Below are 1251 nucleotides of genomic sequence, written 5' to 3' on the forward strand. Positions count from 1 at the left end.
GCAAAAGATGCAGAATTTATAAGAAATCTTGCAATAAAGCAAACAGAAGCAGGTGCAGATTTTATTGATGTTTGTGCTTCAGTGGATGATGATATCGAACTGGAAACAATGAAATGGCTTATAGACATCGTACAGGATGCAACCGATGTGCCTATTGCAGTGGATAGTCCTAATCCCCACACATGCGTAGAAGCCATGAAATACTGTAAGAAGCCAGGCCTTTTCAATTCCGTGTCAATGGAAGGGGACAAGATTGATGTAGCATTCCCTGCAATAGCTGATACAAAATGGGAGTGTGTTGCTCTCTTGAACAGCGACAAAGGAATCCCAAAGACTGCTAAAGACCGTTTGGATGTATTTGCAGAGTTAATGGCAAAAGTAAAAGAATACAACATTGATCCGTCCAGAATGCATATTGATCCCTTGATTGAAATGCTGTGTACATCAGAAGAAGGGATTACAATGGTAACCGAAGTTATGAAGAAAATCAAAGAATTGTATCCTACGATTCATGTTGTTGGAGCTGTTAGTAATATCTCCTTTAATATTCCAGCCAGGAAAATTGTAAATCAGGCATTTGCAGTATTGGCTATGAATGCAGGAATGGACAGCTTTATTCTTGATCCATTAAATCAGGATTTAATAGGGATGTTGTTTGCAACAGAAGCACTATTAGGTGAAGACGAGTACTGCATGGAATATATTAGAGCATACAGAGAAGGAATATTTGGTAAAAAGAAATAATTATAAAACAATAAGGAGGAAAAAGTAATGTCTAAAATTGAAGAAGTAAAAGTTAATTTAGAGGCAGGTAAAACTAAACTTATTAAAGGATTGGTGCAGGAAGCACTAGATGAGGGAAGCAAAGCAGAAGATATACTTCAGGCTATGATTGACTCAATGGGTGTTGTAGGAGATAAATTCTCCACAGGAGAAATATTCGTACCTGAAATGTTAATAGCAGCAAAAGCAATGTCAAGAGGTGTAGAAGTGCTTAAACCTCATCTTGCAAGCGGGGCTTCAACTTCTTTAGGCACATGTATTATTGGAACAGTTGCAGGCGATTTACATGATATTGGGAAAAATCTGGTTTCAATGATGATGGAAAGTACTGGATTCAAAATGGTAGACCTTGGTGTAGATGTACCTGCTGATAAATTCGTTGAAGCAGTTAAGGCAAATGAAAATGTAAAAATAGTAGCATGTTCAGCACTTCTTACTACAACAATGGCAGCTTTGAAGAAAACAGTT

General features: G+C 37.4%; 2 protein-coding genes. Both read left to right on the forward strand.

Going from position 1 to position 1251, the window contains the following annotated elements; translation table 11 throughout:
- Positions 1-744, forward strand: a 744-nt coding sequence (locus tag CLRAG_RS17020) for a methyltetrahydrofolate cobalamin methyltransferase (RefSeq protein WP_065079506.1), incomplete at its 5' end; no start/stop codon positions are given.
- Positions 745-771: 27 nt separating this feature from the next.
- On the forward strand, positions 772-1251 hold a 480-nt coding region (locus tag CLRAG_RS17025; RefSeq protein WP_065079507.1), incomplete at its 3' end, for a B12-binding domain-containing protein.

The sequence above is a fragment of the Clostridium ragsdalei P11 genome (assembly GCF_001675165.1).
In the GTDB taxonomy this organism is placed as follows: Bacteria; Bacillota; Clostridia; order Clostridiales; family Clostridiaceae; genus Clostridium_B; species Clostridium_B ragsdalei.